This window comes from Paenibacillus silagei (assembly GCF_017874735.1).
GTDB lineage: Bacteria > Bacillota > Bacilli > Paenibacillales > Paenibacillaceae > Paenibacillus_AQ > Paenibacillus_AQ silagei.
The window spans coordinates 1-15,311 of sequence record NZ_JAGGLV010000015.1; the positions used below are offsets into that span (position 1 = coordinate 1).

Annotated in this window: 18 protein-coding genes and 1 pseudogene; 13 read left to right on the top strand and 6 right to left on the bottom strand. The window is 46.4% G+C overall.

The window, feature by feature from the left end; translation table 11 throughout:
• Positions 1–111 (top strand): zinc ribbon domain-containing protein (locus tag J2Z70_RS20670; protein ID WP_209876620.1); only part of this gene is annotated, 111 nt, incomplete at its 5' end.
• A 480-nt stretch (positions 112–591) separates the two neighbouring features.
• On the top strand, positions 592–1,395 hold the full coding sequence (locus J2Z70_RS20675; protein WP_209876367.1) for a hypothetical protein: 804 nt from the start codon (positions 592–594) through the stop codon (positions 1,393–1,395).
• A 33-nt stretch (positions 1,396–1,428) separates the two neighbouring features.
• Here J2Z70_RS20675 and pyk read toward each other — a convergent pair whose 3' ends face one another.
• On the bottom strand, positions 1,429–2,859 hold the full coding sequence (gene pyk, locus J2Z70_RS20680; protein ID WP_209876369.1) for a pyruvate kinase: 1,431 nt from the start codon (positions 2,857–2,859) through the stop codon (positions 1,429–1,431).
• A gap of 139 nt (positions 2,860–2,998) precedes the next feature.
• On the opposite strand from pyk, the gene J2Z70_RS20685 reads away from it, so the two are divergent.
• The 8 genes and pseudogenes from J2Z70_RS20685 (at position 2,999) to J2Z70_RS20715 (ending at position 8,397) form a co-directional block, all read left to right on the top strand.
• Positions 2,999–3,877: a LysR family transcriptional regulator gene (locus tag J2Z70_RS20685; protein ID WP_209876371.1), complete on the top strand. Its 879-nt coding sequence runs from the start codon at positions 2,999–3,001 to the stop codon at positions 3,875–3,877.
• Between the two features lie 568 nt (positions 3,878–4,445).
• Positions 4,446–5,108 carry a Type 1 glutamine amidotransferase-like domain-containing protein gene (locus tag J2Z70_RS20690; protein ID WP_209876373.1) on the top strand — a complete coding sequence of 221 codons (663 nt, stop codon included), beginning with the start codon at positions 4,446–4,448 and terminating at the stop codon, positions 5,106–5,108.
• Positions 5,109–5,235: 127 nt separating this feature from the next.
• Positions 5,236–5,784, top strand: a complete 549-nt coding sequence (locus J2Z70_RS20695) for a glutathione peroxidase (protein WP_209876376.1) — start codon at positions 5,236–5,238, stop codon at positions 5,782–5,784.
• A 47-nt stretch (positions 5,785–5,831) separates the two neighbouring features.
• Positions 5,832–5,990: pseudogene (locus J2Z70_RS33380) on the top strand (RidA family protein); the annotation flags it as partial.
• Positions 5,991–6,015: 25 nt separating this feature from the next.
• Entirely contained in the window at positions 6,016–7,008 is a 993-nt protein-coding gene (locus J2Z70_RS20700) for an HD domain-containing protein (RefSeq protein WP_209876378.1), read from the top strand.
• A gap of 3 nt (positions 7,009–7,011) precedes the next feature.
• Entirely contained in the window at positions 7,012–7,206 is a 195-nt protein-coding gene (locus tag J2Z70_RS20705; protein ID WP_245368400.1) for a hypothetical protein, read from the top strand.
• Positions 7,207–7,381: 175 nt separating this feature from the next.
• The gene (locus tag J2Z70_RS20710; protein ID WP_209876380.1) at positions 7,382–7,852 is read left to right on the top strand and encodes a GNAT family N-acetyltransferase; all 471 of its coding nucleotides are present in this window, start codon (positions 7,382–7,384) and stop codon (positions 7,850–7,852) included.
• The gene (locus tag J2Z70_RS20715; RefSeq protein WP_209876382.1) at positions 7,849–8,397 is read left to right on the top strand and encodes an HAD-IIIA family hydrolase; all 549 of its coding nucleotides are present in this window, start codon (positions 7,849–7,851) and stop codon (positions 8,395–8,397) included. Before J2Z70_RS20710 ends, J2Z70_RS20715 begins: the two co-directional genes overlap by 4 nt.
• A 33-nt stretch (positions 8,398–8,430) precedes the next feature.
• Here J2Z70_RS20715 and J2Z70_RS20720 read toward each other — a convergent pair whose 3' ends face one another.
• Positions 8,431–9,348 carry a stalk domain-containing protein gene (locus J2Z70_RS20720; RefSeq protein WP_209876384.1) on the bottom strand — a complete coding sequence of 306 codons (918 nt, stop codon included), beginning with the start codon at positions 9,346–9,348 and terminating at the stop codon, positions 8,431–8,433.
• A gap of 157 nt (positions 9,349–9,505) precedes the next feature.
• On the opposite strand from J2Z70_RS20720, the gene J2Z70_RS20725 reads away from it, so the two are divergent.
• The gene (locus J2Z70_RS20725; RefSeq protein WP_209876386.1) at positions 9,506–10,174 is read left to right on the top strand and encodes a hypothetical protein; all 669 of its coding nucleotides are present in this window, start codon (positions 9,506–9,508) and stop codon (positions 10,172–10,174) included.
• Between the two features lie 7 nt (positions 10,175–10,181).
• Here J2Z70_RS20725 and J2Z70_RS20730 read toward each other — a convergent pair whose 3' ends face one another.
• From J2Z70_RS20730 to J2Z70_RS20740, 3 genes are all read right to left on the bottom strand, one after another.
• Positions 10,182–10,889, bottom strand: coding sequence for a hypothetical protein (locus tag J2Z70_RS20730; protein ID WP_209876387.1), 708 nt, complete (start codon positions 10,887–10,889; stop codon positions 10,182–10,184).
• A gap of 994 nt (positions 10,890–11,883) precedes the next feature.
• Complete coding sequence (locus J2Z70_RS20735) at positions 11,884–12,117, bottom strand: helix-turn-helix domain-containing protein (RefSeq protein WP_209876390.1); 234 nt, start codon at positions 12,115–12,117, stop codon at positions 11,884–11,886.
• Between the two features lie 68 nt (positions 12,118–12,185).
• The gene (locus J2Z70_RS20740) at positions 12,186–12,542 is read right to left on the bottom strand and encodes a hypothetical protein (protein WP_209876391.1); all 357 of its coding nucleotides are present in this window, start codon (positions 12,540–12,542) and stop codon (positions 12,186–12,188) included.
• Between the two features lie 338 nt (positions 12,543–12,880).
• Between J2Z70_RS20740 and J2Z70_RS20745 the strand changes: the two genes are divergently transcribed.
• Positions 12,881–13,987: a GGDEF domain-containing protein gene (locus J2Z70_RS20745; protein ID WP_209876393.1), complete on the top strand. Its 1,107-nt coding sequence runs from the start codon at positions 12,881–12,883 to the stop codon at positions 13,985–13,987.
• Between the two features lies 1 nt (position 13,988).
• Here the strand turns inward: J2Z70_RS20745 and J2Z70_RS20750 are convergent, their stop codons facing one another.
• Positions 13,989–14,561 (bottom strand): CGNR zinc finger domain-containing protein, encoded by a 573-nt coding sequence (locus tag J2Z70_RS20750; RefSeq protein WP_209876396.1) that lies wholly within the window; start codon positions 14,559–14,561, stop codon positions 13,989–13,991.
• 172 nt (positions 14,562–14,733) lie between these two features.
• Between J2Z70_RS20750 and J2Z70_RS20755 the strand changes: the two genes are divergently transcribed.
• Entirely contained in the window at positions 14,734–15,228 is a 495-nt protein-coding gene (locus J2Z70_RS20755; RefSeq protein WP_209876398.1) for a DinB family protein, read from the top strand.
• Positions 15,229–15,311: the final 83 nt, after the last annotated feature.

The following is a 15,311-nucleotide window of genomic DNA, read 5'->3' on the forward strand; positions in this document are numbered from 1 at the left end:
AACGCAGAGGTGAAGAATCTCGCCTTGCGAGAGTGGACTTGTCCAGAATGTAACGTGCATCATGATCGCGATGTAAACGCTGCTCAAAACCTACTCAAACTAGCCATGTGATATGGCAATGATTGGGCTAGGGACTAGCCTTTGAGCTTGGGTAAACTTGGAGCAGTAGCTTCATTGACCAAGAAGCCGCCACCTCTTAGGTGGATGGTAGTTCACTGAGAGTAGATTTCAAGAACACATAGAAACTGACCATAGAGAAACTGAAAAAATCATTGAAATAATTTTAAGAAAAACAGTCTAGACTCTCATTCTGCATTTCAGGCTAATGCTACAAGTCGTATGAATTATGCACTGGCGTGACCTCCAGGCACAACCTTCTCACAGAAAATCTGACTGATCTTCATGACAAGGTTGTCCCCGTCAAAAACAACATTGGATATACTGAGGGTCACTTCACCTTGTATCTCTGACGTCCTTTATAACTTATCATCTCTACAATTCTAGCTCCTTTCCTATATACCTATACAACACCACCTAGAAGCCATTTCGTGACATGAATTCACAACTCTTGTCTTAATGGGGGGCCGCATTATGAATTTTTGGCCGATGAAATTCATTTCAGTTCTAATTTGTTTTGCAATGACGGTATGCGGATGTGCTGGCTTGAACAGCAAGAGCACGGAGCATGTTAGGGCAAGTGATTTCATTATTCCCTTGAACGTTAGCGAAGTGTTGAAGCGTCCAGAGACTGGGGTTATTGAATATTTTGAAAACCGTCGTGAAGATTTTGAAATTCTAGGCCGTTATCTGTTAGAGAATGAAAAAGTGTTCCAGACTCGGCCTGTCATACTTCAACAAGATTATTCCATCGAGAACATCCAGGACCCTGAAATTCAACAAATCGCTCAAACATTGTTTCGAGAAGGTATTGTAAAGAGGATATCCTCCTTAAATGATGCCCCTAGTAAAAGTATTGACTTTTTGTTTGATGCCGAAGACAACTTGTATCAACAAGGCATAACCTACCTCAGCCTACCAGAGATGGCCAAAGGGGATCCTTCGAAATTCAGCTATGTGAATGACTATAAGAATCTGGGCGGCGGCTGGTACTATTATGTCTTCCACTATGACAAACTTAAAAATGAAGATGAATTTCGGAATCTAGCTTGGGCCCAAATCTCAGACAAGGAAAGAAGCACTTTAACCACGCCGAAAGAGAAAGCCAAAGTGATCCTAGAGTCTGGAAAAAACGTTGGCTATTGGATGGATGACAGAAAGTTAGATGTTGTTGTATCCGTTCAATTTGATACGGAGATGAACGGCCTACTGGGACCGATTACAATGTTTTTTGATCCAATGACCAAAGATTTGATCGGGGGCAATCTGCGTTTCTAATAGGCTGGAGTAAAATGCGAACTCCGTTTTTATTTAAATCCCTTCCCCAACTCGGTGAACCCGCAGAAGGTTAGTGGTTCCGGCGCAGCCTACAGGGACACCGGCGGTGATGAGCACCAAGTCGCCATTTTGTACGTATCCGGCAGACCTCGCCAGTTCAACGGCAGCTTCTACGGCTGCATCAGTGCTGGAAGCAGATTCGTCGCGGAGCAGCGGAATTACACCCCAGGTCAAGGAAAGGGCATGCAGCACGTTCTTCTTTGTGGATACGGCGATGACAGGTGCAGCGGGCTTATGCTTGGCGATCATCCGGGCGGTAAAGCCGCTTTCGGTCAGGGCGAGAATAGCCTTGGCGGAGAGTGCGAGGGCAGTGCGAACAACGGATTCGCCAATGGCGCTGGTCACGTTGGTGCCAGTCTCGTTACTCTTGCAGTTGGAGCGGCCGTAGCTCCCCAGGACGGACTCAGCGCGGGCGGCGATGTGGGCCATGGTCTCGACGGACTCCAGCGGGTATTTACCTGCGGCAGATTCACCAGACAGCATGACAGAATCGGTGCCATCAAAAATAGCGTTGGCGACGTCACTTGCTTCTGCACGGGTCGGACGCGGGTGCATCTGCATGGACTCCAGCATGTGAGTGGCGGTGATAACCGGTTTTCCGGCCAGGTTACACTTCTTGATCATGTCTTTTTGAACCAGCGGCACTTCCTCCACCGGCAAGTCCACGCCCAGATCTCCGCGCGCAACCATCAGGCCGTCGGCTACGCCCAGGATGGCATCCAGGTTCTCCAGGCCCTCGTCATTTTCAATTTTGGCGATGACTTGGATATGGCCGGCCTTGTGTTTGCTCAGAATATGCTTAATCTCAAGAATGTCCTCAGCTTTGCGGACGAAGGATTGAGCGATGATGTCGATGTTCTGCTCAATACCGAATTTGATGTGCCGGATGTCCTTCTCGGTTACGCCGGGAAGACTGGTTCTGATGCCGGGAACGTTGACGCCCTTGCGTGGTTTCAGCTTGCCGCCGTTTTTGATAAGGCAGGTAATCTCGGTGCCTTCGGAAATTACGACTTCCAAACGTACTAGACCGTCATCGATCAGGATGCTGCTGCCGGGCTTCACATCTTGGGGTAACTGCTTATAGGTGACTTGGATGCGGTCCTTCGTGCCGAGCACTTCCTCTGTGGTCAGAATCACAGTTTCACCTGGTACCAATTCCACGTACTCCGAGGCCATTTTGCCGATACGAATTTCCGGACCCTTGATATCGAGCAGGACGGCCACATATTGGTTTAGTTCCTTGGCTGCTTCCCGGATGTGGCGGATGCGCTCTGCGTGCTCCTCCAGCTCACCGTGGGCTAAGTTCAGGCGCGCGACATTCATACCGGCTTGGATCAGCTTACGGAGCATTTCGGGGCTTTCGCTGGAGGGGCCGATGGTACAGACGATTTTAGTTTTACTCATGGAATTCTCTCCTTCATTGATAAATTATTTAACCTTGTGAAAATTTTCCCTTTTCCTTACAATAAAGCATAACGATTCATCAGAAAAATATATATAATTTCGTTCTTCATCAATTTTGATGTAGGAGGCAGGTCATCTTATGAATCTTCATGCCCTTAAAATATTTCACACCATTTCTGAAAAAGGCGGAGTCACCCGCGCTGCGGAGGAATTGCGGATCAGTCAGCCTGCGGTTACGGCCCAGGTCCGTAATCTGGAAAAGGAATTAGGCATACAGCTGTTAGCCCCCAAGGGGCGTGGTATCTTAGTGACCGATGCGGGTCAGATGCTGGCCAGCCATGCCAAACGATTGTTTGCATTGGAACGTGAGCTGGATGAGGCAGTGCGTGAATACAAGGCCGGGTTCAGCGGCATCTTGCGGATTGTAGCAACCTATCTGCCCGCTAATCTGCTGCTGCCGGAATGGCTGGCCCTCTACAAGCAAGAGCATCCTTCCGTAGAGGTGGTCTTGAATACTGCAAATTCTCGGGAAGCGGTGGAGGGGCTGCTACAGTACGATGCCGAGGTAGCCGTATACGGAGGCGGCTGGGAGGAGCAACCAGGCATTGAATGGGAGGAACTCCTGGAGGACGAGCTCTGGTTCATCGTCCCGAGAAACCATCCATACGGCGGACAGGAAATTACTTTAGCGGAGATGATGAAGGTTCCCTTCATTCTGCGTGAAGAGGGAAGTTCTACCCGGGAGCGTCTCTTCTCTTTATGCCGGGCTTTGAACGTGAGTCCTCCCAAGGTCGGTCTACAATTTAATGGGGTGAACGAGATGGTTCGGGCCGTCATCGCGGGCTACGGAGCCATCTTCATCTCCTCTCTGGCGGTTAGGGATAATGTGGAACGCGGGGAAGTGGAGCGTGTGATGGTTAACGGCACTTCGCTGCTGAATCCGATTGCCGTCTGTACGGAAAAAGCATGGGTTATGCTGTTTTCCGCTGTCGCACTCCGTGTGGAGTGCGTGGATTGAAATTACACCGACCCAGAGGTAAGGCAGCTGCAGGATAAGTCGCACTCCGTATAGAGTGCGTGGATTGAAATGCCTCTATGCCTGTCGCATTGACCAGGATACCCTTGTCGCACTCCGTATAGAGTGCGTGGATTGAAATTATAGTATCAAGATAAGGAAAGAACACGATTGACCGTCGCACTCCGTGTAAGCGTGTACTGAAATGCGGCCAGATAATTTACAATCGGCAGGACCGCATGTCGCACTCCGTGTGAGTGCGTGGATTGAAATAGCATGGAGCAAGAGATTAAGTAGTACCTCGGTTTGTCGCACTCCGTGTGGAGTGCGTGGATTGGAATAACAATGGAATGAGATGTTTCGGATCGTCATGGCTGGCTACATTGCTATTTTTCTCTTAAAGTAGTCGCTGCTTCTCTACTACCTGGATGAGCTGATCCATTGTATGGAAAGCGATATTGCGGGGTATGAATGACAGAAAAAATCTTACTCTTACCAGCGCCATGCTGACAGCTGAAGCTAAATTAAACTGCTTTAACGAGACAAATCATACATATGGAGGTAATGAAGCTTGAGTACTCACTACTATTTCAGTTGGTTTAATGATTTTTTCCCAGATAAGCTGGTTCAATGGTTGCAGGAGGATCTGCAAGACAGACATTCGCTTGTTATGATTAGCGCTCAACCGTCTAATTATGAAGACGGGCAGATTAACTTTGAGGATATAATGGAATGGACATGGCTCCATCAGGCTAATCTTATGTTTGATGAGTATCATTTCATCGATTACCGCATGCCGAAGGAAGAGGCCCGGCAATGGATTCAGAACGCTTCGGTCATTTTTTTATGCGGCGGAGATCCTGTTCAGCAGAACAACTTTTTGGCGGAATATGAATTAACGGATGTATTTAAGAACAGCAATGCCGTTATCTTGGGGGCCAGCGCCGGTGCGTTGAACATGTCTGCCAAATGGGTAACCTCGCGTAACGCCGCTCATACAGTTGAAATAGATACAATTCATGATGGGTTGGGCTTTGATCCTTTTGCCTATGAATCACACTCGCAACGCGACTACACCTCGTTCGTTCAAGGCTACCTGTCCCCCTTGTCTGAGGAGATGGATGTATATGCGGCAGAACAGGAGAGCGCGATTCGTGTAAAAGACGGCAAAATCGAAATATTGGGTCCAGTATATTTAATATCCCGCTCGAAGATTCAGAAAATAAGCGTATGACCACGAATTAGTATTCGTTTGCGTATGGTATATTGATTCTTCCTATAAATATAATAGCATCTATATATTAGACCAATAAGAGATAACAACCTATGATGTGTTTATCATAACGAAGGGGAATGATCTGATGTCTATATATGATTTTCAGGTAACCAAGATTAGCGGGCAGACCATTGATTTATCAATATACCTTGGAAAAGTACTCCTTATTGTAAACACAGCCAGTAAGTGCAGTTATTCTCGCCAATTCGCTGATCTTCAGAAGCTTTATGACAATCACAGAGAGCAGGGTTTTGAAATCCTCGGTTTTCCTTGTAACCAGTTCAATGAGAAAGAGCCAGGGAACAACTCAGAAGTGCAGGAATACTGTGAGGGACACTTTGGAGTGACATTTCCGTTATTTGAGAAGGTGGAGGTTAGGGGGCAGAACCCGCATCCATTATTTGGATTTTTAACGAAGCAAGCGCCATTTCAAGGCTTCGATACCCAGACTGTGAACGGTAAATGGATGCAGAATTTCCTGCAAGAAAAGTATCCTGGCCTATACACTGGGCATGGGATCAAGTGGAATTTCACAAAATTTCTAATCGACCGGAACGGACAAATACAGGATAGATACGAAACAACGACGGAGCCATTTGAAATACAGTCAGCGATTGAAGCATTGCTAGAGTGATTGTTGATCCTTACCTCATAGGGTAGTATAATCATTGAAATTTTGCTAATTTTGAAGAACATCATAAAGTGTTAAATGGCTGTTCTGATCTTATGCTGGATGTTTTCGGAGAAAAGGGTGTCCATGCACGATCAGTGTTTGGAGCTGTTTCGGTTAGAGACAATCTTCCAATCATCATTGATTCAATATTTGAGGTTGAAGAATAAAGAGAACCCAGGAGGAAACCTTGGAATGGACTTTCGGTTAAGACTTGATGGTGCTTTAGATGAAATTTATGAACCTCTATGGAAGTTACAGATTCAGCTCACCGATGAAGAAAAAGCGCTGCTCCGAAGCAAGAAGGTGCGGCGGCTTCATTACATTCGGCATGGCGGAGCTTCTTTCATCAATACCCACCATACCTACAGCCGTTTACAGCATACGTTGGGTGTATTTGCACTTACAGCGCATTTTGAGCCGGATAATCGTACGTTGCGGGCAGCTGCATTGCTGCATGATATCGGGCATGCGCCTTTTAGTCATACACTAGAAGCCCTTCCAGGCGTGGATCATCATGAATGGACGCGGGAGGCCGTGTTTTCACAGGAGATCGTTGACATCCTAGCTCGTGCAAATATTCGTACAACTGATGTTATGGACTATATAGATGGATCAAAGCGTAGCCTATTGAGGAACAAGGACGGAATTCTTCATGCAGATCACCTGGACTCCTGGGTCAGAAGTGCATTTGTCGGCGGTTATCTGACTATTTCGACTGGGGAACTTTTAGAAGCGATGAGCTATAGAAATGAAAATCTCCAGTTCACACTGGAAGCCGGCAAGCAGGTCACTGAGCTTATTTGGGTAGAAGCCCGTATGCACGCTTCCCCGGCTAATATCGGCGTAAACGCGATCATGAGGAAATTGGCTGGCCGCTTAATACATAAGGATGAATTCGAAGCAGCTAAGTTGCCGATCATGACAGATACGCATATTGAGCAGTTGCTTTGTAGTAATCCAGACACACGGGAAGAGTATGAACAGTTACTCATGGAGTCATGGCGAATTCGCGTGTCGCGGGCAAAGCCTGCTTTTCCAGTGGAAACGGCAGTATTGAGTAAGCTCTATCTCGCAATGCCGCTCATTCAAGGTGTTGTGATCACTGAATATTCACAAGACTGCCTCGCCACGGTCAACCAACTTACAGAGCTGCTAGGCACCTACTACGTTTGGTGGGAGTGTTAATATATGATGAATCACGAGAATTTAACTTGCAAAGCGTGTGGAGGTACTACCTTTGTAAAAGGTGAAGTGAAAGCAGTGGATGCTAGAGTGATGCCGATCGGTAAAACTTTTTCTTTTGGCTCCCCGGTTATCTATACATTTTGTAAAAAGTGCGGAGAAGTAGCCTCCATTAGAATTAAAAATCCGGATAAATTTTGAACATAACATTTCGTAATCAAATTTAATGAAGAGTGAATTTATATTGATATTCTTTAAATTAAAGCCCCCAAGTTCGGGCAGTTTAGTTTAGTTTTATTCAACTTCCACCTGGTTTTTAAAGATGCCTGTTTGTATAATTATTCCATACACGGCTAGCCAAGAGGAGAAGTGAATTATGCACATACAGACAGAACGCCTTAGCATTGCTGCTTTTAACCAAGAAAACTACATAAAAGTATCAGAAACCTATTCTATTAGAAATCATATCATTAACTATTTGGATAAGCTTAAAGGGGACCCTGAATTATTAGGCTGGGGTGCGTGGTTTGTGACCTTAACGGATAATCATCAAATTATCGGTGACATTGGATTCAAGGGAAAGCCCGATCATCAAGGAATTGTAGAAGTTGGATTTGGCCTTATTCCTGAGATGCATAATAAGGGGATAGCCACTGAGTCGGTAGGAGCTATTATAGAATGGGCCTTATCTTCAAAAAAAGTCCAAAAAATTGTGGCTGAATGTCTTATCGATAACATTTCATCTATCAGAGTTCTGGAGAAATTGAATTTTACACGAACTGGAATAGAGAACGGGATGATTAACTGGGAATTAGTAAATGATCAATTTAGAGGTGATTCCGCGTGACCCTTCAAGCTGTATTTGTGGATCGAGATGGGACCTTGGGCGGGAACGGCCATTTCATTCACCCCCGGAATTTTGAATTATACCCATACTCATTAGAAGCATTGCAATTACTCAAAGAACATGGAATTCCTATTATCGCCCTTACAAATCAGCACAATATATCGAAGGGGCGGGCTACAGAATTAGACTTTAGGAATGAATTTGACAGTTACGGATTTGACGCCGCATACATATGTCCGCATGAACCCGAAGACGGCTGTGTATGCCATAAACCGCAACCTGGAATGCTTCAGCAAGCGGCCACTGATCTTGGATTAGATTTAACCCGGTGTGCGGTGATTGGCGATGTGGGTTCGACTGATATGCTTGCAGCGGCAGCAGTGGGAGCCAGAAGAATTCTGGTAGAGACAGGCTGGGGGATGCAGTCTTTGGATAAATACCGTCACCTGTGGTATGAACAGGCAGAACCAGATTACATCGCGAAGGACCTTCTGGATGCGGCAAAATGGTTGGTTAGCATAAAAAAGCGGACAACACCTGAATAGAGCTGCGTTGTCCGCTTTTTTCGGAGCAATAGCTTAGGATTTCACCTCTCCCGGAATCTCAAAAAACACCTCTGACTCCATACCCTTCATTCCCAAAGTAGTCTTTTTGCCGTCAAGCTCAATGAATCCGTAACCCGATTCTCCAATATGGCCCATGTAATGGTAGAATACGACGCGGCCCGTTAGTTTGGGGAGAGTGCCGTCCTGGTTGGTAATTTGGTAAGGGAGAAAGAACAGACCGCTTGCGGCTTTAACCTTCCAATCGAAGGTGGCGGTCCACTTGACTTCGCTATGGTCCCCCACAATCTCATAGTAGGAGATACTGTTACCCCCGGATAGGAAAAATTTGTCGGCCCTTCCCTCCGGGAAATAGTAGTCGAAATTGCCTCCCTCTACGCCGCCCACTTCAAATTGTTCAAGCGCGCTAACTCTGGGTAGTTTCAGGGCTGCGGTCCGGGCTTCAGCCAGATGGGAGGAGGCTAATTGCTGTTTAAGCTCTTCAATAGGCTTGGAGGCTACGAAGACGATCCGTTGTTTGGGATTCCACAAGACATAAGCCCCGGTGGATTCAGCCATGAAGCGCAATGGAACCATCACCCGCCCTTTTCGGATGGCCGAAGCCGCTTCGAGTTTCACTTCCTGATTACCGATCTTTGCTGTTCGTTGGCCTGCCACTAAGGTGACGGTCTGTCCGTCCCGGGTAAGCGTGACTGTCTTCGAGACGTTGTTCCATTGGATGGAACTACCGGGTATTTTTTGGGCCAACTGCAGTGGAACCATCGTAGTGCCATTCGTGATATACGGAACTACATCCGTATCTACAAACGAGTTGTTCATCAAGATCTGAATAGCAGATGAAGCGGCCGAAGCCGTTCCCGTTAAGGCATTTCCAGTGAATAGCAGTGACGCGATAAGCCATCCGGCAACGCCTCTTTTCAATCTTGTGTTCACTTTTGCATTCCCTCCTTAATCCAACTTATGTTTTATTTTTCCTTAAAATTTAGACGCACGAGAGAGGAGAAGGTTGCTATAAGTTAAGCTTGTGAGCTAATCTATATCGCAGTTTGCGCAAACGTAATACGCTGTATCATTATAGGGAGGGCTTACAGTGGAAGTAAACAATCGTATTATCAAGCATTACCTGAAAAACGTTCTGTTTATAAATGGAACAGCCTATGCTGGAAAATCAACGATGGTAAAAATGCTGGCCGATAAATATGGGTTAATTCATTGCGGTGAAAATTACGATTGTGTACCCGTAGGCATACCCACTCCAGAACAATATCCAAACTTATGTTATTTTCAAACGATGAAAGACTGGCAAGAATTTATCAACAGAACACCAGAGGAATATGATAATTGGATTAAGGGGTGTACGCGAGAGATCGTAGAGTTTGAGATAGCGTATCTTATGCACATATCCCATTCGCAAAAGGTTATCGTCGATACTAATATCCCGTTTGATATATTACGAGAGATAGCAGATTATAATCAAATTGCGATCATGCTGTCCCCGCAGTCCATGTCAGTTGAACATTTTTTTGACCGTGATGATTCGGATAAAATGTTCATCAAGGAACAAATAATGAAAGCTGATCATCCGGAAAAAACAATGGCGAACTACCTTGCCTGTATGGCTAAAATGAATAGCAAAGAGCATTATGACCAATGGGCTAATAGCGGCTTATTTACAATCGTGCGAAAAGACACAACAACTGACACAAAGTTGGAAGTGCTTGAAGTCCTTGCGAATCACTTTGGATTAACGGTCCTCTAACCACTTGCTATAAATTTTCGGAGTTGAACTCCTTTAGCCGGATTAATTTCTGTTTGCCGCGATTTCCTTTTTTCGTTGTGAGATGTCCCTGGTCGTCCGTTCTCCGCTGGATGTATTGTCCAGTCAGATAGTTAATGTCGTCCTCGTCCGACTGATCCATGGTTGTGGCTCCAGTAAAGTAGCTTCCCCGGGTGGAACCAATCAAAAACCAGTCATGATCCTGATACCGAAATCTGTACTTGTTGTACCATCTCCAGTTACTGCCCCCATAATCACTAACCAGGACAGAACCACGGTCAACGGTCAAGCTCTCAAAAGGATCGCCCCAAACTCCGCCTTCATCCGATCGCAAAACAACATTTTTGGCGATGATGGAGAGGGTGTATGTATTATTTTTGCCTCCAAAAGCGATTAAGATTGACCGCGGAGACGCCTCGTCCGTAACCATATCCTTCTCAATGACCGCTGCGAGATCTGAGATCCCGTCTTTATTCAAATCACCTTTGGCGATGGCCTTCTCTCCCAGGACAGGCTCTAAAATGTGCCACCCGGCCGGAATTAGTGCGTTGATGTTATCTGCTTTGGCTACTGGATTTGGGGTCTGGGTTGAAGCTGCTTTTGCCTCAGCAGTTTGAATATGAGAAGGATCAGTACACCCCACTATGTAGCTTAAAAGGGCAACAATACCTACGGACCTTACTATTAGTTTTTTCATCGAGTCTACTTCCTTCCCATGTTCTACGAGGATTCTTCCCTCATGATGCTTACATTCCTACCCAGTATATCGAATAGTCTCTTAATTTAAAACGCAGTGGATAAGACAAAAAAACTACAAAATTGAAAGAAGTTATAGTTATACAGAACCTATCAAATGGGTTAAAATAGAAGGAGAGGGCTCGGTGCGAATGCCAAGCTCCCATGAAATCTCCGGGGGTTTCGCACCTCAGAATTTGTCGAAAGTTTATAAATAAGAGGATAGTCTTTAAAAGCCAAGGGTGGTTGTATATCTTTTCAAGATTAGAATAAGCGGACAGATGGTGAATTAATGCGGGAAAAGCATGGGTTACACTTTTTTCGCTGTCGCACTCTACACGAGTGCGTGGATTGAAATATGCAATGGGCCACATTCACCAGAAAATCATCATGGTCGCACTCTACACGAGTGCGTGGATTGAAATTATACGGCGATAGAGCGAGGGACTGAAGGAGAAAGGGTCGCACTCTACACGAGTGCGTGGATTGAAATAAGGATTACCTGATAACATTCACTACTATCACCTGTCGTACTCTACTTGATTGCGTGGATTGAAATGATTGAATTCGTGGTCTATGGAAAATGCGCATTGTCGCACTCTGTATGATTGCGTGGATTGAAATATCTTTGGGATCTCCTCTATAGGAGGGATCTCCTCTTATACAACATCACAAACACACTTCATTTATCATTTTTATGTGCGAATACCAACCTGGGACTTTAAAAAAATACGAAAGGAGACTCAATTTCCTAATTGGATTTTTTGTAAATCAATGTCCACTAGCAAAGAGGGGTGCCGAAGCAGATTTTAACTTCTCCAGATAGCCATGATATTGCAAAAGTGACTGAAGATTATTCTGCGAATGAACTAACAGTTACTCAAGGGGAAATATTGTGGGGGTTAAAGCACTTAAACGAACGCAGCCGCAGGACTCAGTGCTTTTTTAATCCTATTCTATTTCTTCAGGCGTATCTCAAATAAATCGTTAGGACTAACTTCAAAATAGAGACACAACTTCATGATCAACTCTGCGGATATTTTCTTTTTATCCATGTTGGTGTTGTGCACCAATTCCATAATGGTAGTTCTTCGATGCCCTATCTCATTAGACAGTTTAAGTACTGAGATATTGTGAACTTTTAAAATTTGGTCGAGTTTAAAGTGCAATGTATATTTATCAAATTCCATAGGGGTCCTCCTACATGAAAAAAATACACTTCTAAAGTGCACATTGAATAATGTTGATACCCATTCCCTTAATGTAAATGGTACAAAGAATAGATATCTAAAATGTTATCCAAGCCATCCAACAGCTCCCTAACCACTGGGTCTTTCGCCGAATCACCAATACTGGAGTAAGCATAGGTTGGTTGAACTGAAGGGAGAGAAGTGATGAAATAGTCTTCGGGTAACTCATAGGTATGGTTAATATTTGTGAGTTGTAAGTTGTACTGCTTAGGGCTTGGAGTTTCGCCGCTGATGATTTGGTCGATGGTAAGGCGGGGTATCCCTGTCTGTTTTGATAAAGACAGTTTAGAGATCCCTCTCAACCGCAAGAAGATCACCATGTTATTAGAAATTATCTCCCTGTGCTCAAAAAAATTGATACTCACTTTTTACACCCCATTGTACTTAATATACTTTATATTATAAAGGAACATTGAGAATATACGGGAGTACATACACAAAAAAGAAGTTAGTTTCAGACTACTTTGAATCCACGCATCCATTGGAGCGGCTAAGCGCTATTTATAAATTATCCCATATTTCCTGAGCTGAAAATAGAAGTGTGGGAATCACTCCCCCACACCCTCCCCACTCCCCCCGTACATATCCCACAAGTGAGTATCCGACCCGGACCCTGGCATGTTAAAATAGGAGAAATGTGTACATCTAATGTGTGAATTTAATCGGGGGGCAACAGGTGAGAGCGTTGAGATTGAGAGATTACATGGGCCCTTCGGAGACTTCTGCGCACCGGCAGGCGAAGTGGGTCAAGCGGTTTCTGTATACGTATTGGCTGGTGATTGCTCTGCATTTCTTGGCCCAGCTGGGGTCTTTTGTATGTTTGCCGTATCCCATGGGAGCGCATGAATTCTACTATGATGTGCTGCTTTATCCGACGCTGCTGATGAGTGCGGTGGTCGGGTTGACACAGCTGGTGGATGTTGCGGCACCGAGGTATTCCTTCGTGCTGCTGTTTGTGGCGGGGACGATTATCGCGATGATGATTATTCATCTGAATATGGATATCCGGATTATCGGGGCGCTGATGCTGCTGCCGATTATAGCGTCGGCGATCTTTTTTCGGCTGGATCTGACCTTGTTTACGTCTGCCCTCCAGGCGGCCGCATTCTTCATTCTGTATCGCTGGGATTACTGGTTCAAGTATTATCTGACGGATTTCGACCTGATTGCGATCCCGCTCTTCCTGCTGGTCGGCACGCTGGTGGCGGGGATTATCATCATTAACGGGCGTGAGCTGGCGAGCGATCTGGAAGCTACCTTAACGGCCAAGCAGGATCTGATGATCGAGAATGCGGTGATCCGCAAGCTGTCTACCACCGATGCGCTGACGGGACTGTATAACCATATTTCTTTTCACGAATTCTATGAAAAAGCGCTGGAATACGGCAGCCAGGGTGCCCCGTTCCATCTTGCGCTGGTGGATATCGATAATTTCAAGCAAATTAACGATAAGTATGGACACCGTACCGGAGATATGGTGCTGGCGCGGGTCGCCCAGATCATTAAGGACCACATCTCGCCCGCAGATATTGCGGCCCGCTATGGCGGGGAGGAGTTCGCGATCCTGCTGTTTGAGAAAAGCTTCGAGGAAGCCTACGCGCTGATTGAACAAGTCCGCCAGGAGCTGTCGCATACGTCCCATGAAGAGATGGAGCGCGGGGCGGTGACCGTCAGCATTGGCCTCAAGAGCTATGACGAAGGCACCACCAAAGAAAAGCTCTTCGAAGAAGTCGATAATCTCCTCTATACGGCCAAGCACTCCGGCAAAAATACTACGCTGACCCCGATGACCCAGCGGAACGCTGTGTAGATTACTCCTTTGAAGCTTCACCCTCCGCTGCTTTTTTGCGTGCCCGGAACCGCCGGACCTTCATCAGATTCCCGCACAGCTTGTCGTCGCAGTACCGCTTCGAGCGGTTGCGGGTATCGTCGTAATAGACCCAGAGACAGTCAGGATTCCCGCAAATGCGGAAGCGAGAAGGTTCCTTCTCCAGCAGCGCAGCCGCAAAAGAAGCGGCAATCTCCGCCATAATCTGCCCCCAGTCCGCACCCTGCGGCTGGAGTGAGATCTCTGCGTCACCTGCGGGCGTCCAGACCACACGGCGAACAACCGGCCCGTTGCCCATGTAAGTATTCAACTGCGCAAGCAGTTCTGTAGACGGAGACTCTCCCGCGACCAGCCGCTGCAGCTCGTCCCACAACAAGCCGCGCAGGTCTTTGAGCTGCTCCAACTCCTCCGGCCGGGGAGGAGCTGCCGCTGGCAGCTTGTGCTCCGCCAGCCACTCCGCCAGCCACTTGGGGTCCTCCAGCCGGTCCTGGTCCGTGCTCCGGTCACTAGTCCGCCAATTCCGCCAATAGCTGTTCATGAAATTTACCCACAGCAAGCTTCATCTGTCCTTTCGCGTTACCTTTCCCTTAATTGTAACAGTTAAAAATAAGTTATGCTAGTTACTTGAACCGCTCCGGCAAATATGTTACATTGCTCATGTAACTTTTATTCGGGTTGTTTGGTCGTTACCGAAGCATGTACACCCACAAATTACAGGAGGGATACAGGTGAAAAACAAAATTAGCGATGTGCTGATCGAGAACTGGGATTATGTGATGGATATTGAGGATTGGGCACCGCCGCTTAGCGCTGCACTTGAAGGTGTGAACAGTGAGCAGGCCGTCTGGAAGCCGGAGGGAGCTGCGGGCAATTCGATCTGGGAGAACGTTAACCATCTGACATATTATAAGGAGCGTCTGCTGCGTAAGCTCAAGGGAATGGAGAAATTGCCTGATCTGGAGAGCAATGATGCTACATTCACTGTAACAGGAAGCGGGGAAGAGGACTGGAAGCAGGCGGTAGACAAGTTGAAGTCCATTCATGCCTCGCTGCGCGAGATTATTGTAGCTTTGGAAGAAGGCGCATATGAATGGGGCGGCTCCGGACATGCGCCGGGCGAAGAGGTCATGAGCCTGATTCTGCATGATGCCTATCATACGGGACAGATTGTACTGGTCCGCAAGCTGCAGGGCTCCTGGCCAAGCACCCGCCGTTTCGATTAAGACGACAGTCATATTTTACAAGCAGTCTGCGTCTCTATACTACTGTTTCAGCTCCAAATCCCCGGGTTAATGGTTGACATGCA